Below are 22569 nucleotides of genomic sequence, written 5' to 3' on the forward strand. Positions count from 1 at the left end.
AACTTCTGCACGCCGTAATCCACAAAATTGCGCTGCCCCTGGTCGGGAGCCGTTTTGGAGAGATGCACGTACTCCGCATAGAGTTGGTACGCGTCCGGCAACTGCTTGGTGACGACGAGGGATGGCATGAACGTGCCGTAACGCGCGTGCGATCCGTTCGCGGCGTAACCGCCGGTAGTTGAAAACGCCAGCGTCGTACCGATGCCCGTGGTAGCGTCGAGTGCGTACGCAACATCGATATTTCCGGTGAGCGTCGCGTTACCGGCGGTGAACGCGGGCGAACCGTTGGGCGAGGTGTAGAGCCCGTCGATGCCGATGGTATAGCGGGCGGTGGGCGGCAATTCGTACTTAAACCCGATGCCCGAATCGTACGCACCGTTCGTAACCGAATCGAGGCCGTTCCCCAACGGAACGCGCGAGCGTACATCGCTCGGCCCGATGATGTCGAACTCGAACCGCGGGCGCACGCCAAACCGAATGAAGCCCTGCGGATACTCCGCGAGCGTCTGCGCGTTCGCGCCCAGGCCCATTACCTGGTTCTGGTACCCGATCTCAAACACGGCGGTTCCCGCTGCGATCGCGCACGCGCTGTACCCCACCGTCGGCCGGTTGAGCGTTGCGAGGAGAGCCCCAGGGCCGCCGCACGGATCCGCGGGGGTATCGGCCGCGGGCGATGGCGCCGGCGAGGGAACCGCCGAAGCCGCCCGCGCTGCCGGGGGGGCCCATGCGATGAGGCACAGGGTGGCTAAGGCCGCCGCATATGCGGGGCGACGAAACGTAAGCGCGCGCATGGGGTCACGCTTCGGCCCCTCTACCCGAAGCCCTCGACCCGGCAGCGATGCGGCCTCGCTTGCATTGACAGACCTCGATATAACCCATAGAATCGAAATATGTCGATGCAACGATGCTGCCCCCCGACCGAGCTGGCGAGGGGCGATTTTGCCGCGGAAGCCGCGCTCCTCAAAGCGCTCGCCGACCCACACCGGCTCGCCATTCTCGCAACCCTCGCGCGCGCCCAGGATGAAGTGTGCGTCTGCGATTTCACGGCCGGGTTGCCGCTCAACCAGCCGACTGTATCGCACCATCTGCGTCTGCTCCGCGAAGCGGGCCTCATCAGCGGCGAGCGGCGCGGCACGTGGGTATACTACCGGCTCCAGCCCGACGCGCAGCGTCGCGTCGGCGACGCGATCGCAAGCGCATTGTCGGCGGCCGTCCCGGCGTTGCTCGCGTGACCGTCACCGCCGCGCAGCCGCGCCTTTCGTTTCTCGACCGGTACCTCACGTTCTGGATTCTGCTTGCGATGGCGCTCGGCGTCGCGCTGGGTGCGATGCATCTTGCGTTACTGGCGGCGCTGGTGCCGGTCGGGCTGATCGTGATGATGTATCCGCCCTTCGCACGCGTGCGCTACGAAGCCTTACCCGCGGTGTTTCGCAACGTCCGGCTCTTCGCGGTTTCGCTCGTGCAGAATTGGATCATCGCACCGGTGCTGATGTTCGTTCTCGCGGCGCTCTTCTTACACGGACAACCCGCCTTTTTTGCCGGACTCGTCATGGTCGGGCTTGCGCGCTGCATCGCGATGGTGATCGTGTGGAACGAGCTTGCCAACGGCGATCGCGAGTACGCCGCCGCGCTGGTGGCGTTTAACTCGCTCTTTCAAATCTTCGGATACGCGGCGTACGCGTATCTCTTTATTACCGTGCTGCCGCCGATGGTCGGTTTGCAAGGGCTGGCCGTGCATCTCTCGATCGCCGACGTTGCGAAAAGCGTGCTGATCTATCTCGGATTACCGTTCGCGGCCGGCGCCGCCACGCGCTATCTCTTGCGTCCGCGGATGGGCGCGGCGCGATACGACGACGGTTTCGTGCCGAGCATCGCACCGTTGACGCTCGTCGCACTGCTCGTCACGATCGTCGCGATGTTCGCGCTGCAAGGCCAACGCATTCTCGCCCAGCCGCTCGATGTCGTTAGCATCGCCATACCGCTCGCGCTCTATTTCCTAGCGATGTTCTTCATCTCGTTTTGGATGGGGCGGCGCTTGGGTGCGAGCTACGGCGCGAATACCGCGCTCTCGCTCACCGCGGCGAGCAACAATTTCGAACTCGCGATCGCGGTGTGCATCTCGGTCTTCGGCATCACGTCCGGCGAAGCGTTTGCAGCCGTCATCGGACCGCTGGTGGAGGTGCCCGTCATGCTCGCCCTGGTCACGGTCGCGCGCCGCTACGAACGCTCGTATCAATCCACCGGTGAAAGCCCGGCAAGGAGTGCCTTGTGAACAGGCCGCTGGTTCTCTTCGTTTGTCGCCATAATACCGGGCGCAGCCAGATGGCCGAGGCCTACCTGCGGCTCTTCGCCGGCGATGCGCTCGAGGTCGCGTCCGCGGGAACCGAAGCTGCGGATGCCCCCAATGCGGGCGTGGTCGCCGCCATGGCCGAGGACGGCGTCGATATTTCAGCGGCCCGGCCCAAACTGATCGACCCCGCCCAAGCGGCCCGCGCCGCGCGCGTCATCACCATGGGCTGCGACGTGCAGGGCGTTTCGCGCATCGACGCCGACTGGGGCCTCCCCGACCCGAAGGGCCAGCCGCCCGAGCGGGTGCGCGAAATTCGCGACTTGGTGAAAGCTAAGGCTCGGGCGCTCGCTCTGGAACTGCTTCGTTAGAATCGCCTCTCGCGAGAGGCCGGAGGGGGTCGCCAGAGAATGGCACTAGCATCATGCGACGATTGCTGGGGTCCCTGATGGTCCTCGGCCTGCTCTACGGGTGTAGCGGTGCGGGCTACCTTCCCTATGCTCCGCACGCGTTGAACCCCGAGCAGATTCAGACGCTCGTCACCGATGCTTCGGCGAGTAACGCGGTTCCGCAAGGCCTCGTGCGCGCGGTGATCATGGCCGAATCGGCCGGCAACCCGTCGGCCATCAGCGTCGCGGGCGCGCAAGGGCTCATGCAATTGATGCCCGGCACCTCGCAGAGCTGCGGCATTGCCAACCCGTTCGATCCCACCGAAAACGTGCAATGCGGCACCTCCTACCTCAAAGGCTTGCTCCAGCGTTACCACAACGACGCGACCCTCGCGGTTGCGGCCTATAACGCGGGCCCCGGCGCCGTCGATCGGTACCACGGCGTCCCCCCGTATCCGGAAACGCAGGCCTACGTCGCCCGCGTGATGTCGGCGTACCGGAGCTATTAGCTCCGCCCCCCCGCATCGTATGGCGACGCTAACCGAACGTCACCCGGCCCGCCGCGTCCGCTCCTTGCGTCTGCGCATTTCCATTCTCGACCGCTATCTCGTACACGAGATGATCGGCCCGTTTCTCTTTGCGTTCGGCGCGTTTTTGCTGTTCTGGGCGCTGAACATCTTCTTCCTCGCGGCCGACTACCTGATCAACCAGCACGCGCCGTTCTTCTTGGTGCTGCGGTTCGTCGTGTTTCGGATTCCGCAAGCGATCCCAATGGCGTTTCCGTTTGCGTGCCTGTTCGCATCGCTGCTCGCGATGGGCCGCGTCATGGGCGATGGCGAGATCACGGCTATGCGCACGGCCGGCATCGCGGTCACGCGGATCGCTCTGCCGACGCTCGCCTTCGGCTTCGCGATGTTCGTCATCGCCTACGCGATGAACGAATACGTTGCGCCGACCTCGGTCGATCTTTCGACCCGCACGTTCTACCAAATCATCTACCACACCAACTCGCTGCCGGTCGAGCCGCAGTTCTTCCGCAAGGATCCCGACACCGGCAACGTCTTCTACGTCACGCAAGTCGCGCCGGACAATAAGACGATGGAAGGCGTGCAGATCTTCAAGCCCGCGCACTTCGGGCCGTGGACCGAGACGCTGCAAGCCAAGAGCGCGACGGTCGATAACAGCGCGCTGGAATTGCACGACGTGATCGATACGCGCTATAACGCCGACGGCTACGTCACCAGCCAGCAACACGTGAAAGAGATCCACATCGGTTTGCCGCTCGCGGAAACGGCCGCGCAGTTTATGAGCAGCCAGAACAACGATCCGTGGGCGATGTCGAGCAAATCGCTCTCGACCCAGGTGAAGGCGCTGCAGGCGCAAGGGGTCGGGGGCAGCGCGCTCGGCGGGCTCGAGATCAATCTCGCGCAACGTTTGGCCTGGCCGTTTGCTTGCTTTATCGGCGTGCTCCTCGCGGTGCCGCTGGCGTTGCGTTTCGGCAAGCGCGGGCGAACGCTCGGCATCGCGCTCGCCATCCTGATGTTCTTCGTGTATTACCTGATGACGACGGCGGCCGCCGCATTCGGCCGCAACGGCGCGATCAATCCGTTTTTGGCGGCATGGATTCCCAACATCGTCATGGGCACCGCGGGTGCCGTCTTGCTCTGGCTGGAAGAACGCTGACCGCGTGTCACTCTATGGAATGAATCGACGCGGCCTGGCCGCGATCGTCTGCCTACTTGCTTTTATGAGCGGGTTCACCCCGGCTATGGCCGCGCCGTCGAAGCGCCAGCTCGAGAACGAGCGCGCCTTGCAGCTCCTCAACGGGCAGACGTGCGCTCAGCGCGAACGCGCGCAATACGTCGCGCAGGTGAACGATTTTCCATCGCCGAGCGCTTCGCCGAGCGCAGCTCCCAGCGCGACGCCGAGCGGTTCGCCGGCTCCCGCCGCCACACCGACGTTTCCGGCGATAAACGGCAGCACCACGACGCTCTACGCCACCCCTCGCCCGCCGATCGTTCCCGGCGCGGTCTCGCCGCCGCCGATTCCAACCCCGACGCCGAACCCGGCCTCCGCGAACGCGCCGGTATTTCTACAACGCGGAGGCGAGACGCCGCCACCCATTACGCCGGCGGGCCAAGTGCCGCCGCCGCCCACGCCCGAGCCGACCGGCGCGCCGACCCTCGCGCCGAATTATATCGCCATCCTCGCCGACAAGGTCACCGGCAGCACCAAGCAGGGGCAGCCGGGCGACGCGATCGGGAACGTGCATATCTATTACGGTCAGGAAGAGATCGTCGGCGACAAGGCTCACTTCGACGGGCAGCGCACGGTGACGATCACCGGCCGTCCGTACATCATCGATCATTCCCGCGATTCGGTCTTGCAGGCCGATACGATCGTTTTCGATACGATCGATCAAACGGCGAAACTCGTCAACGGCAACGGCACGAGCTCTCAAGGCGTCGATCGCGGCCTCGTGCACTTTCGGGCCAAAGATTTGCATAGCGATGCCGACGGCGTATCGCACGGCCTCGCGCCGTACGTGACCACTTGCGAAAATCCGCGCGGCGGATACCACATCACCGGGCGCAACATGGACGTATACCCCGGCGATAAGATCGTTATCTACAGAGCGATCTTGTGGCTCGGGGCGGCCGCGGTGTTCTTCTTGCCCAAGGTCGTCATCCCGTTGCGCACCATCGACGACGAACGGCAGAAGCCCCACTACTTCCCCAACATCGGCTACGACCAGTACGAGGGCTACTGGGTCAAGACGCGTCTGACGTTCGGCAAAGACCAGTATTATTACGGTTACTACCGCGTCGATTATTTTACCAAGGTCGGCCTGGGCATCGGCTACGTCGGATTCTATCAAAAGCGCAACGGCCGCCGCAGCCTGAGCGTCGATTCGTACGGCATCCACGACCGGCGCAGTTCCACCTCGACGTATAACGTGAACGTGCAAGAGATCGAGAATTTCTCGCAGAGCCTGCGCGGAAATTTCGGGTTCTCCTATAACTCGAACTACGGGCCGTACACCAACCTCCCGGCAAACGAAAGCTTCAACGGAACGGTCGTCCATCAGACCGCGCACACGTCGCAAAACTACACGTTTTCGCGCAGCCAAGTGGGCACCCAATCGAGCAGCAACTCGCTCGCGTTCACCGATAATCGCCAGCTCAATCAACGGCTGAGCCAAGCGGTAAGCTTCAATCTTTCGAGCAGCCAATCGAGTTTTAACGGCTTCAGCTCGTCCAACTCGACCGCTCACTTCAACGCGCTCACGCATTACAGCACGAGTGCCGACGATTACTTGCTTACGATCGACAAGACGTTCGCGCAGCAGCCATACGGCATCAACAAGCTTCCCGAGCTGCAGATTCGCCCGTACAAGTTTCTTTCGCACTTCATCTTTCCGGTGAACGCGCAGTTTACGGCGGGCGAGTATAGCGAACCGAGCAACGGGTTCTCCTCGCAGCGCGTGGATATGTCGTTCGGCTTGGGGCCGGAGTTGCTCAGAGTCTTCGGGAGCGATTTCCAGGCGAGCGGAAACGTTCGGCAGGATGCGTACGGCACCGGCGATCTCAAAGCGCAGATTCAACAGAACATGAGCCTCACGACGCCGCTGGGCAAGCACTTCGTCAATTCGATTACCTACAACGAAGCCAACTACAACGGCCCGGCTTTCGAGCCGTTCCAGTACCTCGACCAGCAACCCACGACCAATCAGAAGAACGCCCAAGATCTGGTCCGCATTTTCAACGGCGACACGTACAACTTTTCGCTGGGATTCTCGACCAACTTCAATGCGGTCGCTCAGGCGGTGAGCTATCAATTCGCCGCAAGGCCGTCGCAGCGCTCGGTCTTGCTCCTGGGCGGCTCGTTCAACCCCGGCATGGGGCAGGGCTTTTACTCCACCAACGTGCAGCTCGCCATGCCGTTCGGGCACGACGCATCGTTACAACTCATCACCGACGTCGACTGGAAGAATAAGGGGCGCTTGGAGAACAAGGTGCTCTATTACACCAAGACGATCGGCAATTGTTATCAGCTTCAGGCGCTCTACAATCAGTCGCAAAAGCTCGTAACGGTCTCGATCAATATTCTCGCCTTCCCGAACAAGGGCGCGACGTTCGCGGTGGGGCAGACCGGGCCGATCGTCCCCACCACGTTCAACTTCTAACTACGGCGCGTTGGCAATCTCGCCGCCGGTAATATTATCGGCGCCCTGATCGCCCGGATGGTTGCCGAGCAATACCGTCACGGGAATATCGAACGCTTGCGTGGTGTCGAGTACCGGCGACCCGTACGACGTATCCGCCGGCCCGCCTTGGCCGAGTGAATCGACCGGAACGTTGTTCATGTCGGTAATGAAGTAATTGAACTGCCACGAGGTAGCGTACGGCGGCGGCGACGTCGGGCTGGGGACGGGCGTCGGCGAGGGTGCGCCCGAGGCCGTCGCGGTTGGGCTAGGTGAAGGGGACGGCGTGGGGCTCGGCGTTGCCGTTTGGCTCGGCGTGGCGCTGGGGGCGGGCGTGAAGACGCCGCTCGCGATGACGCGCGCGAAGATGATGGTGAATTCGGTATTCGAGCCGTTGGAGTTGACGGTGAGTTGTAATTGCTGCGGCGTTGTGGGAATGATGATGCGCGCGGGCGCCTGGGTCGGCGTTGCGGGGCGGGCATATTGGATCGCCTGCACCGAGGCCGCGCCGCCGGATCCCGAGACGACCAGCGCGAACGAGTAGCCCTGGAAGTTGGTCTGCTGCCCGAGCGGCAGCGGCGTGTGCCCGTCGCCCGTGGTATTGAAGATCACGACGTACTGATAGGTAGAAAAGTTAAATGGCGCTGCGACGCGGAACTTCACGCTCATATAGCCCGACTGCAAGCCGGACGGCCCCGTACCGGCGCGGTCGGGCGTCACTTGCCGCCCGCATGCCGAGACGATGAGCGCCGTTACCAGAAGAAGCAAGCCTAGTCTACGTATCATGTTGTCCTCGGTGCGTGCGCAGCAAGCGTGCTATGCAATCGTTGCCGCGCTGCTGCTGGCGCTGGCTTTTCCTAAGGCGAATATCGCATGGTTCGCCCCGCTGGGAACCGCCGCGCTGTTCTTGGCGTGGGAGTCCGCCTCCTGGAAACGCGCGTTTGCGCTAGGTTGGTTCGCGGGCCTCATCTTTTTTACGATCAGCTTCTGGTGGTGGAGCACCACCATCAAGCAAGACGTGGGCGTATTCGCCTATCTGGCCGTGGTCGCCGGCGCAGCGCTCGAGGCGCTGGCCTGGGGGGCTGCGGGTAGCCTCTCCACGCTCGCGCGCGATCGCGCTCACCCGGCACTCGCTCCGCTTGCGGCCGCGATGGCGTTCACCGTCACGGAGTGGCTCCGCTCGATCGGCCCGCTCGGCGCGCCGTTCGCGCAGCTCGGCTACACGCAAGTGGAGACGCCGCTACGCGTGCTGGCCGCCTACGTCGGCGCGCCCGGCGTCACGCTGGTGGTTTGCACGATCGGCGCGTATCTCGCGAGCGCGGTTGCGCGCAGACGGTGGGGAAACTTCGCCGCCGCGCTCTTCGCCGTTGCCGTCGCGTGCGGCATCGGGTGGTGGGCGTGGCCCGCGCGAGCGCTTCCAAAGCCGGCGATTCCCGTGGCCGCCATTCAAGGCAACATCGCGCAAACGCTCAAGTGGGAGCCGCAAGCACTGCCCGAAGCGATCGCGCGCTACACCGCGATGACGCGCGCCGCGATAGCGCACCATCCGCGCCTCATCGTGTGGCCCGAAACGGTGATCCCCGCGCGCAGCGGGCTCAATAACGACGGCGCGCTCAGCAATAGCTTCGTTCAACTCGCACGCAAAGCCGATGCCACGCTCGTTGTCGGGAGCCTCGACGTGCGGGCGGGCCAATACTACAACGCGCTCTTCATTTATGGGCCCGGCGGATTGCAGGCGATTTACGATAAGCGCCAACTCGTACCGTTCGCCGAGACCTTTCCCGGAAAATCGTTCCTCTTCTGGTTACCGTATATCGGCGAGCTCAACGGCGACTTCGCGGAAGGAACGATTCCCGGCGTCTATCCAACGCTAGCCGGCTTGCGCATCGCGCCGTTGATCTGCTGGGAATCCGCATTTGGCGATCTCGCGCACGGGCAGATCGATCGGGGCGCGCAGGTGCTGGTCGTCAGCACCGACGACGCATGGTTCGGAACGAGCTCCGGGCCGTACCAGCACGCGCAAATCGCGCAGATGCGCGCGCTGGAAGCCGGCTCGTACGTCGTGCGCGCGGCGGCGACCGGCATTAGCGGGATCATCGCACCCGACGGCACGTGGCAGGCGCGCGCCGGGCTCGACACGCAAGCCGAAGTGAGCGGGAAGATCGGGCCGCCGGTTGGATCGGCGTTCGCGCGCATCGGGCCCAATCGCGTCGTCATCGCGCTCGCGGGGCTATATATCGCGATCGTTGCGCTATCCGGCGTATTGGTGAAGCGGCGTGCGTAGATGGCCGTGGAAGCGCATCGCTTGGATATCCGCGTTGGCGTTCGCCGCGTATCTCACGATCGGGATTATTCTCGCGGGCCGTGGAACGCCGCCGATCCCGCCGGCGATGCAGGCGGTCAATCTACTCGGCGGGCACGTGCGCGGGAATCACATCACCACGCGCTCGTGGAGCTTCGATTACGATACGGCCGAGCTCTCGCCGGATGGAAGCACCGGCAGCATTAACGGCGTGCATCACGGCGTCATTTTTAAGAACGGCAAACCGTATATGAAGATCTCCGCCGAACACGTCAGCGTCAACACGCAATCGCTGGATTTTACGGCGCTTGGCAAAGTCGATATCGAACGCATCGGCGATACGCAGAAACGATCGTTCGATACCGATCTCGTAGAGTGGACGAACAGCACGAAGATGTTGCTGATGCCGCACCCGTGCTACGTGCACACGGAAGACCAAACGCTGAAAATCAGCCAGATCACCGTAAATTTTGCGACCAATGAGATTCATTTCGGAAAGATTGCGGGCAGCGTCCAGCTAAAGAAGTAAGCATGCGTACGACGCTTTGCTTGGGCGCTCTTCTCGTCGCGACCGTCTTGGGGGGCTGCACGGCAAATAGCACGGCCCATCACGTGGCAACCGCCTCAGTTCCGCCTATGCTCATCGATACTCGCGGCGTTACGATGCCGCCCGAGCAGGTGGTGACGAAGATCGCCTACCGCCCGTACATTCCGCGCGTCCAAGCGCTGCAGTTTGCGGTGGTTCCGCCGTTGAGCGGCGCCGATACGCCGGACCGGCGAGGAATCGCAGTCGAGTATGCGGCTGGAAAAAACGCGATGCTGCTTTCGGAGTGGCCGAGCCAGCATCTTCCGGTGACCTTCGATGGGGTCAACATCGTACTCCGGCCATGTACGGCCGAACGATTCGATAAAGCGTCGGTTGCTTGGTCGTCACGCAGCGGCCTAGTGATGACCCTCCAACCGGACGGTGCCCTCCCGGCAGGCACCGTGGCGGCGGAGGCGCATCGCCTCATGGCGAGCGGCGCCTGCAGCTAGCAGGGGCTTACTTGGCCGCGGCGTCGTCCTCGATTTTTTTCTTTGCGTCCGCGATCAGTTTCTTGACCTTCTGGCCGCCCTTGTGGCCGATCTCCTCGTAGAAATCCGCCCCGTATTTTTCCTTGACGACTTGGCCGCCCTTTTGGCCGATCGACTCGTAGAACTCGACTCCATGGCGATCGCGCGTGGCCTTGCCGCCTTTGCGCCCGATCTCTTCATAAAACGTAGAGCCATATCGGTCGCGGACGGTGTCGCCGCCCTTTTTACCGGCTTCGCGCACGGACATTTCCTTGGTTTTGCCGGTGGCTTCTTCTTCTTTTTTTTCTGCCATGGATGTTGTAAAAACACTCGTTACCGGGAGCGTCGCCCGTTAGGACGACGAAGTATCGCCTTTGCGTTTTGGCTTCTGGCCGCCTTTTTGGCCGATGACTTCATAGAATGACGGACCGTACTTGGTTTTGGTCGCCTCGCCACCCTTACGGCCGATCTCTTCGTAGAACTCGGTGCCGTACTTGGCTTTCACTCGTTCGCCGCCGCGTCGACCGGCTTCACGAACGCTCATTCCGCCCTGCGGTTCGTCTTGCGTCGCCATATTTGACTCGTTTCACCTCGATAGAACGTGGTACATGGTTACCATTACCCATCCGGCTGCTTGGTAAACCTAGGAAATTCTCAGCTTGATCTCTTTGGTTCTTGAGCGAGCACGGATCGTCGATGGGACGGGCAGGCCCGCCTTCACGACGGACGTCGGGATAGCAGGCAAGCGTATCGCCCTCATTGGTGACCTGAGTCACCGCGACGCGCATCGGCGGATCGATTGTCGGGGCAAGACCCTTGCGCCGGGATTCATCGATTGCCACTCCCACGACGAGCAACGCTGGCAGAGCGATTCTCGTTTTGTGTCAAAACTTTCTGCCGGCGTCACGACCGTCATTATCGGAAATTGTGGGAGAGGTTCGCAGCAAAGTGTGGATGCGACGCTGCGTGCGATCGCGCACGAACGCCCCACGCTCAACGTCGGTATGCTACACGGCCTCGCTGCGGTACCCAGCGCCGGCGACGTGCGCGACGCCTGCGAGCAGGGCGCCTTCGGCATCAGCGACGACCGGCGCGTCGCACGCGATACGCCGGGCGCGCAGGCGGCGTTGGCGGCGGCGCTCGTCGAAGCACGCGAGGCCGGGCGCCCGCTCTATGCGGCGCACCTGCGCGATTATGGAACCGGCGTCGAGGATGCTCTGGACGAGGCGCTGGACGGCGCGCGGCACGCCGAGGTGGCGTTGCTGTGCGAACACCTGGGCGCGCGCGACCGTGCGCGCGGCTCCGCGCACCGGCTGCTCGAGCGTATCGACCGCGCGCGCGCAAGCGGAACGCCGGCGTACGCCGATTGCTACCCGTATGTCGCGACGTGGGATTATCTGCGCGATCTGCTGCCGCCGCAGCTCCACGTGCTTCCGGATGCGCGATTGCGCGAGACGTTGAACGACCCGGCGTTTGCCGCCACGCTCGCGCTCGCGCTTACCGCGCGCGTCGGCGACCGGTGGGCACACATCACGATTGCGTCCGTTCCCGGCGAAGAGTGGATGGATCTGTGCGGTGAAAGCATCGAGGACATCGCACGCGCGCGCCGTCTTTCGCCCGCGCGCGCCGCGGTAGAGATACTGCGCGCGGCCGGCGGTGCGGTACGCACGTTCGACCGTTCGCTCGACGAGGACGACGTTGCGACGATTCTCGCCGCGGAGTTTACCACGATCGGTTCGTGCGCGCCCAGCTACGCGCTCGATACCGGCGTTTACGGGATGGCGCACCCGCGCGCATTTGGGACGTTCGCGCGCATCTTCGGCCGGTACGTGCGCGGGCGACGAGCGTTCGATGCGATTGAAGCGGTGCGGAAAATGACCAGCCTCCCCGCACGCATTTTTGGCCTGCGCGAGCGCGGCACGATCGAACCCGGTGCCTATGCGGACATCGTCGTGTTCGATGCCGAAACGATTGCGGATACGGCAACGTACGCGCGCCCCGCTTCGTTATCGGTGGGAATCGAGCACGTACTAGTCAACGGACAAGTGGCGATGAGCCGGGGCGAATTGACGAACGAACGCGCCGGAGAGGCCTTGCGTGCGGGAGGATAACAGCACATGAAACGAGCGTTTTCCTTGCTGTGCGCGGCGCTTTTGCTCGGTGCCACCGCGCATGCCAAGCCTCACCCGGCGCCACCGGTGGGGCTTTCGGTGCACGTCATGCGCAATAGCCTCGACTTGCTCGATACACTGGCGATCGGCGTCGTTCTCGATAATCCGTCGTCTTCGCCGATCGCGGTGCGCTTCGCGCTTCCAACCGAATATGCAATCGACGTGCTGCTTGGCGATAGGCTCGTTTGGAGCACGGTGCCGCAAGAAACAGCATCATCGGCGATTCATTTTCCGTCACATCTGCGCACGGTGCTCCCGGGGACCAATACGCTCGCCGTGTACGATTGGAATGAGATCGCGCGCAACGGCACGAGCCCGAAACCCGGCGAGTATACGATTCGCGTTCGCCTCCTTCAAACCGGAACGCAGCCGGTTGCGACGACGCACGTGCGCTTCGTCGCCCCGACGCCGATTTCGGCGATTGCGAAACTTCCGATCGGCGATGCGATCACGATTGCCGGGCAACTGGACCCAACGCGGGCGATCGTCACCGATTCCACCGGCAGCACGACCCTGCCGCGTCGATTGATCGGCGCACCCCTGGACGCAACGGTGGCCGTACGTGGTTTCATTACCGCAACGCGTGCCGGCGGCCGCTACCTATTAGTGCAGCGCTGGGCCCCGTTCTCCGTGCCGATAGCAACCGCGACACCATCACCCGCGCCGAATCCGAAGGCTAGCCCAAGCCCATCAGGGCATCGTATATAGCCCGAACTTGCCGGTGCAGATGCGCTAGATCGCCGTCGTTTTCGATAACGTAATCGGCCCGCCGCCGCGCCTGGTCGACCGGTATTTGCGATGCGATGCGCGCGCGTATCTGCTCCTGCGTCGCCCCGTCGCGGCGCATCGCGCGCTCGATGCGCGCGGCCTCGGGGGCAACGACGACGATCGTTTTCTCGAACCTTCCCTCGCTGCCGGTTTCGAACAGCAGCGGGATCATCTGCACGACGAGTTGCCCCGGCCGCGCGCTCGCGGTTCGCTCCGCCGCGAGCCTGCGAACGATCGGATGCACGATCGCATTGAGCCGATCGCGCGCCGCCGCATCGTTGAAGACGATTCGCGCCAACGCGGCCCGATCGAGGTCACCTTCGTGCACCACGTTCGGCCAAAGGGCGGCAATTTCGAGCAGCCCAGGGCTCCCGGGCTCCACCGCCTTGCGCGCCAGTTCGTCGCTATCGATCACGAAAGCGCCCAACTCCTCAAACATGCGCGCTACGGTGCTTTTCCCCGAGCCGATCCCACCCGTTAAGCCGACGTGCATCGCTAGCCCGTTCGACATAGAGAGGGCGAACGAGCGCTATGAATGTTAAGGAATTGTAAAGTTAGGGTAAATCGGGTCTTTACTCGAATGTACTCATGGATGAAGAATACACCGCAGACTCGGGGTGACCGCGGTACGGTAGAACTCGTCGAGCTGCTCGAATTTGCGATCGAGCAAGCCAACGACGGCATCGCCATCATGAAGTTTACCGGGCAGCCCGATATTCCAATCCGCATCGTCTACGCCAACGAAACCATCGAACGCCTGAGCGGCTTCTCGCGCGAAGAGCTCCTCGACCCCTCCAGTCCCTTTCTTAAAATTCAGCCGCAGAACCGAGCGCTATACGAAGCGCTCTTTATCGACGTCCGTTCCGGGAAGCCGGTGCAATTCGAGGTTGAGCTCGGCGGGAAGAATCGCTCCACCTGGACGGAGATTCGCTGGTCGCCGCTACGCTATGGCCGCGGCGAAGTAACGCATTACGTCGCGGTACTGCGCGATATCTCCCAGCGCCGCCAGGCGCAAGCGGAACGCGAACGGCTCTACCGCGCTGTCGAGCAAGCGCGGGGCGCCGTCTCCATTTTCGAGTTTCCCGAAGGCGACCCGAAGCGCCGATACCTCGCATACGCGAACGACGCACTCTGCGAATTGATGAAGGTGCCGCGCGAAAGGCTCATGGCCGAGGGAATAGCGGGAAATCTCTGTGAAGAGGACCCGGCGTTAATCGATCGGTGCATCGCGGAGGTCTCATGCGGCGCGACGTTCCTGCACGAGCAACTCATACGGCGTGGCGACGGCGAACGGCGCTGGATCCAGGTCGCCCTATCGGGCCTCCCCGGCGAGTCCGGCCGCACGGAACGTATCTCGGTCACCTACGTGGATATCGACGATCGTAAACGCAGCGAAGAACGACTCGCTTCCTTTCAGTCGAGTCTCTCGCAGTCGCCGGATTTTATCGTTCTCACCGACGCAAAACGCCCGTCGGAAGGCGGCCCGAAAATCACGTACGCAAACCCGGCCTTTTCCGCATTCGTCGGCCTTAATTCCGAGCAGGTGGCGGGCGGAACGCTCGTCGATTTTCTTAGTCCGGGCAACGACGCGAAAACGATTACGGGCATCGTCTCGCAACTGGAACGCCACCAGGACATCTCGCACGAGTTGCTGTTACGCCGTCGCGATGATGGCAGCGATCTGTGGATCGAGCTGACCGGCTATCACCTGCGCGATAGCGGCGGCAGGGCCATTTCGTGGTTCTTCATCGGCAAGGACATCGGCGCGCGCAAACACGGCTATCCGCAAACCCCGCGGCTGATGGGCGCGATCGCTCTCGCGGACGAGCCGATCGTCATATACGACGTGGTGAAACCGCTGGAACTACAGGTACGGCACGCCAACGAACGCGCAAAGGCGCTCGACGGCTTGCTGCTTGAGAAACTGCTGCAAGATCCACGAGGGCGCGAGCGGATCGAAAGCGCGTGGCCCGCACTGCAGAGTGGACGAAGCGTCAGTCGATTGCTCCGCGTCGCTCCGGGCGATCCGCGCCGATGGGTGACGCTCGAATTGCGACCGATAACGATGCGAAGCGGCCTCCCGTCCTCGATCGTTGCCATCGAACACGCGGTGAAGCTGCCTCACGACGAGCAATCGGACGATATCGACACGGCGCTCGCCTTAAGTCGCGAAATTCTACGCTACGACGACGTGGACTCGCGACGCGATGCGTTTCTCGAGGTTCTTCGCCGCGAGTGGGACGCGACCGGATTCTTTAGTCGCGCCCATCACGACGCCGACCTCGTCATGCGCGCCAAAGATCTCAGCGGCTACGTTGTTTTACCTCGAGGCGTACTTTTCGAGCGATCGGTCGCGGTGGACTTTTCATGGCCGGTCATCCTTCCGCCACGGCGCCTGACCGCGTTACGGATTTTCATGGAAACCCTCGCTCGCTCCGACTGACTTATCGTTCCAGCGCGACGGACATGCGCGCCCGCGCTATGGTTACGCCAAGGCGAACCACGAGCTCGCGCTCATCCACCCTCCATCCGTGACGCTTAAAAAACGCCTCGGCGAAGATGCTCGCCTCCGAATGGAGTCGCGATATTCCCATCGCTCGCGCTCGCTTCTCTACTTCGACATAGAGCATATCGGCAATGCCTCCCCGAGAACGCTCTGGGATGCAATACAACATGTCAATATGGCCGCTAGGGAGAAGATCGATCCAGCCAACTAACACACCGTCGTCCTCCGCGACGAACGCCTCTCGACTCCTCATTCGGTCGCGCAGTTCGTCGCTGGTGGGGCCGCTTTGAAGCCATGCAGCGACCTGATCATCACGATACTTTGTGGGCGCGATACTGGAAACAGAGCGCTGAAATACGCGCGCCAACGCTATTTCGTCACCAAGGCGGAATCGTCGAATCATAACAGCCATACTACCGTTCTCCTGAGTCGAACTACACATAATGCTCGGGCAATGCGGGGGCCGTTATGCCTGGAGTTTTTCTTCCTGTAAGATCGTGAGGTATCCATCGTAGCCGAACATGCGGTTTCGCCGTTTTCCCGTAAGCTCTCGCAAAATATTGAGACCTATCAGCGACTGCACCGCCGTGTTAACCGTAGGCTTCGAAAGACCCGTTTTCCGTTCAAGCAGCGCACCGTTAGCAATTGGGGACACTTGCATCGCGCGCAATACGTGCAACGCGGATCCGCTCGCGGCGCCCATACCTTCGCGAATTCGCCTTTCATCAATGGTGAATAACGCCATCGCACTACGCGCGCTTGCGACCGCCTCCTCCGCGGTTACCTCTACAGCCTCCAAGAAGAAGCGAATCCAGCTCTCCCAATCACCATCGGTGCGAACGCGCTGGAGTAGCTCATAATATTCGTCGCGATGTCGTTTGAAAAACAAGCTGATATATAAAAGCGGGCGCCGTAGCGCACCATCTGCGCAGAGTAGTAGCACGATGAGTAAACGCCCCACGCGGCCGTTGCCATCGAGGAACGGGTGAATAGTTTCAAATTGTGCGTGCGCGAGAGCAGCCTTGATGAGCAACGGTGTGCGCTCGGGTATATCGTTCAAAAATTTGTCCAGGTCGGAAATTACGTCAGCGAGATATTCTGGAGGCGGTGGAACGTAACGCGCCGCGCCAGGCCGGGTGCCGCCAATCCAGTTCTGCGAGGTGCGCATCGCGCCGGGTTGTTGTTCGCTGCCGCGACCACTCTGCAACAATCGCTCGTGCGCGTCGCGGAGTAGCCGCAGAGATAGCGGCAGCGTCTTCAGGCCATCAAGCCCAGCCTTCACCGCCGCCGCATAGTTTGCGGTTTCACGTAGGTCATCGATCGCCTCTGCATGCTGGTCGACTTCGAACATGAGGAGATCGGAAAGCAACGATTGCGTTCCCTCGATCTGCGATGAGTATACAGCCTCCTTGAGGAGCCACACCGACAGGAAGATGTCGATGTCGGGAAATATCTCGGCCACGCCGTCGAGCCGACCAAGAGAGCGGCCGGCGCGGCTGGCTAACTCGGTATCCTCCATAGTCAAAGAGAGCGCGGGATGCGGCGGTAATGGCTTTGGGACGAAGGCCCTATAGGGTTCAAACCGGGAAGGAATCTCGATCCAGTAGCCGGATCGCGTCTCGCCGACCAGGCGGTGGCCGGGCGCAAGGACGAAAGGCAAGGGATTTTACTCCGTTCTGACGTTAGTTAAAAATACGCCAATATTTTAACTAACGATACTCAGCCGCCGTTTGGAGTAAAGGCTTTTGTCTTGGGAGCGATGTTAGTAAAGTAATCGCCATATATTTTACTAACGCGCAGAAGTAAAACGGGCGCGATCTCTCGATCGCGCCCGCTTTGTTGGTTCGCCTGGACGGCGGGTTACTCGGCTGGAGCGGTCTCTGCGACGGGAGGCGCCTCTGCGGCCGGGGCCGTCTCCGCGACGGGTTCTTCGGCGGCGGTCTCCGCGAGCGAAGCTTCGGCGGCGGCTACGGCGTGCGCCCCGAGGGCGTCGCCGATCGTGCCGACGGCCGGCGTGGTGCCGCTGGGAGGCGTTACCAACTCTTCGTCGATCGCTAACGCTTCGATCTCTTCGGGCGGAATGTCCGCCACGTGCTGGATCGATGCGGTGATGCGGCGCGTCGCTTCGTTGATGGTGAGCAGCGTTACCTCAACCTCTTGGCCGGGGCTGAACTGTGCGCTCGGATCGAACTCGCCTTTGGGGACCATCGCGAGGATGCCCGGGACGATTTCGACCAGCAGGTAGTTCGGCGTCACCTTGACGACTTGCGCCGTCATCTTGTTGGCTTCGACGAGCTGGCCGGCGTGCTGATCCCATGGATCCGGCAACGCATGCTTGAGCGAGAGACTCACCTTCTTGGCTTCGGGGTCGAACTTCATGATCTCGACCTGCACCACGTCGCCGATCTTGACGACTTCCGACGGATGCTTAATGCGGGCGTAGCTCAATTCGCTGTTGTGAATCAAACCATCGATGCCGCCGAGGTCCACGAACGCACCGAAGTCCGCAAGACGTACGACGACGCCTTCGCGAATCTGTCCGATTTCCAACGTGTCGAGCAGCTCTTGCTTCTTGGCCTGGAGTTCTTCTTCGAGAACCAAGCGTTGCGAGAGCACGACGCGATGGCGTTTGTGATCGAGATCGATCACTTTGAGCCGCAGACGCTGCCCGACGAGTTCATCGAGATTGCCGACCGGTTGGCGACGAATCTGCGATGCCGGCACGAAGCCGCGCATGCCGAGATCCACCAAGACGCCGCCCTTGACGACTTGCGTGACCGTAGCTTCGATCACTTCGTCTTGTTCGTGTGCCTCGATGACTTTCTCCCACGTCTTGAGCGCGCGCGCGCGGCGCTCCGAGAGGAAGAGGGTTCCGTCCATCTCGTCGATGCGATGGATCATCACTTCGAGCGAGTCACCGACTTTGAGGCCTTTGGGATCGATCGCGAGCGAAAGCTCGCGGAACGGAAGGACGCCTTCCGATTTGCCGCCGACGTCGACGAGCAATTCGTCCTTATCCTTCTGAACGATCATGCCGTTCAGAACTTGGCCTTCATCGAGAACTTTGAGCGACTCTTCATAGAGACGCTGCTCGAGTGCGAGTTGATCCTCTTCTTCTTCGAGTTGAGCGGGAGCGATTTCAGTCGTAGAGATGGTGTAGTTCCTACCTTAATTATTTATTTTTTGCAGATCAACGCTGACAGCTTCGACACCACCAGGTCCCCCGTTGTGCCAGCACCGTTCGTACGATCGGGCTCGCGCAGCGCGGGCATGGCTCACCGAGTTTTCCATAGACCGAGAGCACGTTTTGGAAACCGCCCTCGAGCCCGTCCGCATCCACATAATCGTCGACGCTCGTTCCGCGCATATCGATTGCGCGAGAGAGTACGTCCACGATTGCGTGGTGCAATCGGCGAATCGCTGCTTTCGTTAACGCCTTCGCGGGGCGGCTGGGACGAATCCCGGCCTCCCACAGCGCTTCGCATGCATAGATATTTCCAATGCCTGCTATACGCTGCTGATCGAGGAGCAGAGCCTTGATCGGCGTTGTCCGCCCCGCAAGCATACCGATAAAGCCCTCCGGTGTAAAGCCGGGCGAAAGGGGCTCGGTTCCAAGGCGTTCGTCCCAGGGCTCCCCGGGTTCGACCAGGCGCATCCGGCCGAAGGTCCGCAGGTCGGCAAAATCCAGCCGGGACCGGTCGCTGAAGCGCAGGACGATGTGAGTGCCGCGGTAGCTGGGAGCGCCGGATTCCTGGGCCACCAGGCGGCCGGTCATGCGCAAGCTGGTCACCAGGCTACGGCCCGAGGAAAGTTCCAGGATGGCGTATTTGGCCCGGCGGCTCACCCCCACGATGCGCTCGCCGCGCAGGGCCCGGGCGAAATCGACGCCTTCGGGCGCAACCGCAATTTTCGGGAGCCGAACCTCGACCGAGGCGATGGTTTTGCCGACGATGCGCTGGGCTAGGCCGCGGGCGATCGTCTCGACTTCAGGGAGTTCGGGCACCGGTTAAGGATACCCGAACCTCGCCGAAGCGCAAGCCTAAGGCTTAGTGCGAGCCCGGCCGCAGATCCACGTGGACCGTTTTGCCGGCGATCGGGGTGACGAGCGCGGTGTAGTTACCGTCACCGAAGGCGCTCAGGCGAAAGAGGTTGGTCGGCAGATCTTTGAAGCAATAGCTTCCATCGTAGCCGATCGTGGTTTGCACTTGCGTGGTGCCGGAACGGGCGATCACGATGCCGGGATGCGAGAGCGCGGTTGCATAGGCTTGCGTTACGGCCGGCGGAGCGAGCACGTGGCCGCAAATCGAGCCCTCATGCGCTTCGTTCGCGCGAGCTATACCGAGCGATGCGATACCCGCGACAAACAACATGGCGATAAAAAGCGATACGTACTTCATATCACCTACAACGCTCGATGCCGGGAAGAAGTGACGTTTGCGCCGCTATTGCAGCGAAGTCTGGGATTCCACTGGGAGATGCACGCCCGGAATAATCGCGTCGCGTTCGGCTTCTCCGGCGGGGAGTTCGATAACGTATTTGGCCGTGCCGCCGCGGCGCGGGATGGCGGAATCGGGCGCCGTAGCGGCGACGACGGGCACGTTCGACGCGACGCTGCGCACGGTTCCGTTGGCGGAGAGAAACACCATGTCGAGCGGCACGAGCGTATTCTTCATCCAAAACTCGACCGGCGCATCCTGAGCGAAGACGAACAGCATCCCCGTATGCGCGCGCAAATGCGTGACGCCCATGAGCCCGGTCTCGCGCTCTTGCTCGGTGTTGGCGACTTGCAGAGCGAGCGTTGCCCGCGGCGCGGCGACGACGATTTTCGGCAAAGTTTGTGGTGAGGGCATCGGCGCAGCCGTCGCCGTGACGGCCGCAAAGATCAGCGCTAGTAGGCTATGCATCGTTCATACTCTCCACATCGTACCAATTCTGCCCCGTCTTTACGGTGACGTCGAGCGGAACGCTCAAAGCAACCGCTCCTTCCATCTGGTTACGCACCAGGCGCGCCACATCGTGCAGATGCTCGCGCCGCACCTCGAAGATCACTTCGTCGTGAATCTGCAGGAGCATCGTGGCATCGTACTCCGTATCGTTGAGCTCGCGATCTATCCGCACCATCGCAAGCTTCATCAAATCCGCGGCGCTGCCTTGCAACGGCGCGTTGGTTGCTTCGCGCTCGGCCGCGGCACGCAGCATGTAGTTGCTCGATGCGAGCGCGGGCATATAGCGCCTGCGGCCCAGCAGCGTCGTAACGAAGCCGTCGTTTCGGCCCTGCGCGATCGTTCGGTCGATATACGCGCGGACCGAAGGGAACCGCGCGAAGTATGCCTGGGTAATCTCGCGCGCTTCGCCGCGCCCGATTTCCAAGCGCTGCGCGAGCCCGAAATCGGACATGCCGTACAGCAAGCCGAAGTTCACGCTCTTGGCCATCCGGCGTTGGTTGCCGTCGACGCTATCCGTCGCGGAGAGACCGAATATCTGCCGCGCGGTGAAATCGTGGATATCTTGCCCTTCTTCAAACGCACGCCGCATCGCTTCGTCGCCCGAGAGGTGCGCCATCAGGCGCAATTCGATTTGGCTATAATCCGCGGCGAGCAAAATATACTCATCGCTTTTGGCCACGAATGCACGGCGAATGCGGCGCCCGAGTTCGCCGCGCACGGGAATGTTTTGCAGGTTTGGATTGGTTGAGGAGAGCCTGCCCGTGGCCGTCGCGGTTTGATTGAAGACCGTGCGCAAACGGCCGTCGCGCGGATCGACCAGTTGCGGAATCACGTCGACGTAGGTGTTTTTGAGTTTGGTCACCTCGCGCCACTCCAACACGAGCGCGCAGATCGGATACTCGTGCGCGAGGCCCTGTAGAACCTCGACGCCGGTCGCCCACCCGGTCTTGTTCTTCTTACCGCCGGGAATCTGGAGCTTGCCGAACAACACGTTGCCGAGTTGCACGGGCGATCCGATGTTGAACGTCTCGCCGGAGAAATCGTAAATTTGCTGCTGCAAGCGCTGCACCGCCACATCGATCTCCGCCGAGAGCACGTGCAACTCGCTCGGGTCGATTTTCACGCCGGCTGCTTCCAGACGGGTGAGAATCGGTGCGAGCGGCACCTCGACGTCTTCGTACAACCGTAACTGATCCCGAGCCTGCAGTTCGGCTCGCGCGCGCTCCAACATTTGGAGCGTCGCATCCGCGTAGGCCGCCGCGTCTTCCGGGAGCGCGATGTGCAGCAACTCCGCAGCGGCATCGTCGATATTCGCAAACGTTCGGGTGGGGTTGAGCAGATGCGCCGCGATCATCGCGTCGTCGCGAGCGCTCGTGAGAGCGATGCCCGCTTCGTGCAGGAGGTGTGCTATGCGCTTGAGATCGTAGGCTCCCACGCGTTCCGGCCGCGACAGCAATGCGAGCATGGCCTCGCGCACCTGCGGATAGGCGAGCGCTCCGAGCGAAAAAGCCACGCCCTCGCCGATGCGTCCGCTTACCCCGAACGCATCGCTCGTAGCGGCGAAGGCCAGCGAAGCGGACGACCCGAGCGCTCGGAGATCGGCCGCGAGCCGATCGAACTCCGGCGGATCGACCGCCGCTACATACGAGACGTAGCGGCCTTCCAGCTTCGCTTGCGTCTCGAAGAGCGGCAGGTCTTCCGCCGGCGGTTTGAGTTTAGCCAACAGCGTTTTGAATTCGAGTTCTTTGTAAATGCGATACAAATCGGCATCGCTCGGCGCGCGGTACTCGCTGCGCGACCAATCCAGCGTTACGTCGAGATCGCGGCGAATCGTCGAAACGTCCCGATAGAGCTTGGCTTCATCGCCGTGTTTGATGACGAGTTGCTCGAGTTTTGCGCTACCCGCGAGCGCCGGGTTCGCAACCAGCGCGTCCAGCGTGCCG

At 62.1% G+C, this 22569-nt stretch carries 23 protein-coding genes and 1 pseudogene; 12 read left to right on the plus strand and 12 right to left on the minus strand.

What is annotated here, in order from left to right; all coding sequences use genetic code 11:
- The coding region (locus VMW12_11470; protein HUZ50333.1) for a hypothetical protein at positions 1-791 on the minus strand (791 nt) is incomplete at its 3' end.
- Between the two features lie 99 nt (positions 792-890).
- Here VMW12_11470 and VMW12_11475 point away from each other — a divergent pair.
- The 6 genes and pseudogenes from VMW12_11475 (at position 891) to VMW12_11500 (ending at position 6862) form a co-directional block, all read left to right on the plus strand.
- On the plus strand, positions 891-1232 hold the full coding sequence (locus tag VMW12_11475; GenBank protein ID HUZ50334.1) for a metalloregulator ArsR/SmtB family transcription factor: 342 nt from the start codon (positions 891-893) through the stop codon (positions 1230-1232).
- The gene (arsB, locus tag VMW12_11480; protein ID HUZ50335.1) at positions 1229-2272 is read left to right on the plus strand and encodes an ACR3 family arsenite efflux transporter; all 1044 of its coding nucleotides are present in this window, start codon (positions 1229-1231) and stop codon (positions 2270-2272) included. The genes VMW12_11475 and arsB overlap by 4 nt, the downstream gene beginning before the upstream one ends.
- Positions 2269-2658: a heat-shock protein HtpX gene (locus VMW12_11485; GenBank protein ID HUZ50336.1), complete on the plus strand. Its 390-nt coding sequence runs from the start codon at positions 2269-2271 to the stop codon at positions 2656-2658. Before arsB ends, VMW12_11485 begins: the two co-directional genes overlap by 4 nt.
- Before the next feature lie 164 nt (positions 2659-2822).
- Positions 2823-3185: pseudogene (locus VMW12_11490) on the plus strand (lytic transglycosylase domain-containing protein).
- 19 nt (positions 3186-3204) lie between these two features.
- Positions 3205-4359 (plus strand): LptF/LptG family permease, encoded by a 1155-nt coding sequence (locus VMW12_11495; protein ID HUZ50337.1) that lies wholly within the window; start codon positions 3205-3207, stop codon positions 4357-4359.
- Positions 4360-4363: 4 nt separating this feature from the next.
- Positions 4364-6862 (plus strand): hypothetical protein, encoded by a 2499-nt coding sequence (locus tag VMW12_11500; GenBank protein ID HUZ50338.1) that lies wholly within the window; start codon positions 4364-4366, stop codon positions 6860-6862.
- Here the strand turns inward: VMW12_11500 and VMW12_11505 are convergent, their stop codons facing one another.
- Complete coding sequence (locus VMW12_11505) at positions 6863-7666, minus strand: hypothetical protein (GenBank protein ID HUZ50339.1); 804 nt, start codon at positions 7664-7666, stop codon at positions 6863-6865.
- Between the two features lie 10 nt (positions 7667-7676).
- Here VMW12_11505 and lnt point away from each other — a divergent pair, with 10 nt between their 5' ends.
- The 3 genes from lnt to VMW12_11520 are packed head-to-tail and all read left to right on the plus strand — an operon-like array spanning position 7677 to position 10217.
- Positions 7677-9164: an apolipoprotein N-acyltransferase gene (lnt, locus tag VMW12_11510; protein ID HUZ50340.1), complete on the plus strand. Its 1488-nt coding sequence runs from the start codon at positions 7677-7679 to the stop codon at positions 9162-9164.
- Positions 9157-9711, plus strand: coding sequence for a hypothetical protein (locus VMW12_11515; protein HUZ50341.1), 555 nt, complete (start codon positions 9157-9159; stop codon positions 9709-9711). The genes lnt and VMW12_11515 overlap by 8 nt, the downstream gene beginning before the upstream one ends.
- 2 nt (positions 9712-9713) lie before the next feature.
- Positions 9714-10217: a hypothetical protein gene (locus VMW12_11520; protein HUZ50342.1), complete on the plus strand. Its 504-nt coding sequence runs from the start codon at positions 9714-9716 to the stop codon at positions 10215-10217.
- A 7-nt stretch (positions 10218-10224) separates the two neighbouring features.
- On the opposite strand, the gene VMW12_11525 is transcribed toward VMW12_11520, so the two are convergent.
- The gene (locus tag VMW12_11525) at positions 10225-10548 is read right to left on the minus strand and encodes a general stress protein B (protein ID HUZ50343.1); all 324 of its coding nucleotides are present in this window, start codon (positions 10546-10548) and stop codon (positions 10225-10227) included.
- A gap of 39 nt (positions 10549-10587) precedes the next feature.
- Entirely contained in the window at positions 10588-10809 is a 222-nt protein-coding gene (locus VMW12_11530; protein HUZ50344.1) for a hypothetical protein, read from the minus strand.
- A 307-nt stretch (positions 10810-11116) separates the two neighbouring features.
- On the opposite strand from VMW12_11530, the gene VMW12_11535 reads away from it, so the two are divergent.
- Together VMW12_11535 and VMW12_11540 are read left to right on the plus strand one after the other, a co-directional pair.
- Positions 11117-12346, plus strand: a complete 1230-nt coding sequence (locus VMW12_11535; protein HUZ50345.1) for an amidohydrolase family protein — start codon at positions 11117-11119, stop codon at positions 12344-12346.
- A 6-nt stretch (positions 12347-12352) separates the two neighbouring features.
- The gene (locus tag VMW12_11540; protein HUZ50346.1) at positions 12353-13114 is read left to right on the plus strand and encodes a hypothetical protein; all 762 of its coding nucleotides are present in this window, start codon (positions 12353-12355) and stop codon (positions 13112-13114) included.
- On the opposite strand, the gene coaE is transcribed toward VMW12_11540, so the two are convergent.
- A complete protein-coding gene (gene coaE, locus VMW12_11545; GenBank protein ID HUZ50347.1) occupies positions 13083-13667 on the minus strand; it encodes a dephospho-CoA kinase in 585 nt (194 codons plus the stop codon). The genes VMW12_11540 and coaE overlap by 32 nt on opposite strands.
- A gap of 99 nt (positions 13668-13766) precedes the next feature.
- Between coaE and VMW12_11550 the strand changes: the two genes are divergently transcribed.
- Entirely contained in the window at positions 13767-15617 is a 1851-nt protein-coding gene (locus VMW12_11550) for a PAS domain S-box protein (protein HUZ50348.1), read from the plus strand.
- A 1-nt stretch (position 15618) separates the two neighbouring features.
- Here VMW12_11550 and VMW12_11555 read toward each other — a convergent pair whose 3' ends face one another.
- The 7 genes from VMW12_11555 to polA all read right to left on the minus strand — a co-directional run.
- Positions 15619-16083 (minus strand): GNAT family N-acetyltransferase, encoded by a 465-nt coding sequence (locus VMW12_11555; GenBank protein HUZ50349.1) that lies wholly within the window; start codon positions 16081-16083, stop codon positions 15619-15621.
- Between the two features lie 63 nt (positions 16084-16146).
- Positions 16147-17340 (minus strand): Fic family protein, encoded by a 1194-nt coding sequence (locus tag VMW12_11560; protein ID HUZ50350.1) that lies wholly within the window; start codon positions 17338-17340, stop codon positions 16147-16149.
- Positions 17341-17540: 200 nt separating this feature from the next.
- The gene (locus VMW12_11565; GenBank protein HUZ50351.1) at positions 17541-18833 is read right to left on the minus strand and encodes a S1 RNA-binding domain-containing protein; all 1293 of its coding nucleotides are present in this window, start codon (positions 18831-18833) and stop codon (positions 17541-17543) included.
- A gap of 37 nt (positions 18834-18870) precedes the next feature.
- Entirely contained in the window at positions 18871-19683 is an 813-nt protein-coding gene (mutM, locus tag VMW12_11570; GenBank protein ID HUZ50352.1) for a bifunctional DNA-formamidopyrimidine glycosylase/DNA-(apurinic or apyrimidinic site) lyase, read from the minus strand.
- Between the two features lie 43 nt (positions 19684-19726).
- Positions 19727-20077: a hypothetical protein gene (locus VMW12_11575; GenBank protein HUZ50353.1), complete on the minus strand. Its 351-nt coding sequence runs from the start codon at positions 20075-20077 to the stop codon at positions 19727-19729.
- Between the two features lie 45 nt (positions 20078-20122).
- Positions 20123-20584 (minus strand): DUF192 domain-containing protein, encoded by a 462-nt coding sequence (locus VMW12_11580; protein HUZ50354.1) that lies wholly within the window; start codon positions 20582-20584, stop codon positions 20123-20125.
- A partial coding sequence (polA, locus tag VMW12_11585) for a DNA polymerase I (GenBank protein ID HUZ50355.1) occupies positions 20577-22569 on the minus strand: 1993 nt, incomplete at its 5' end. The genes VMW12_11580 and polA, both read right to left, overlap by 8 nt.

Source organism: Candidatus Dormiibacterota bacterium (assembly GCA_035532835.1).
GTDB lineage: Bacteria > Vulcanimicrobiota > Vulcanimicrobiia > Vulcanimicrobiales > Vulcanimicrobiaceae > DAHUXY01.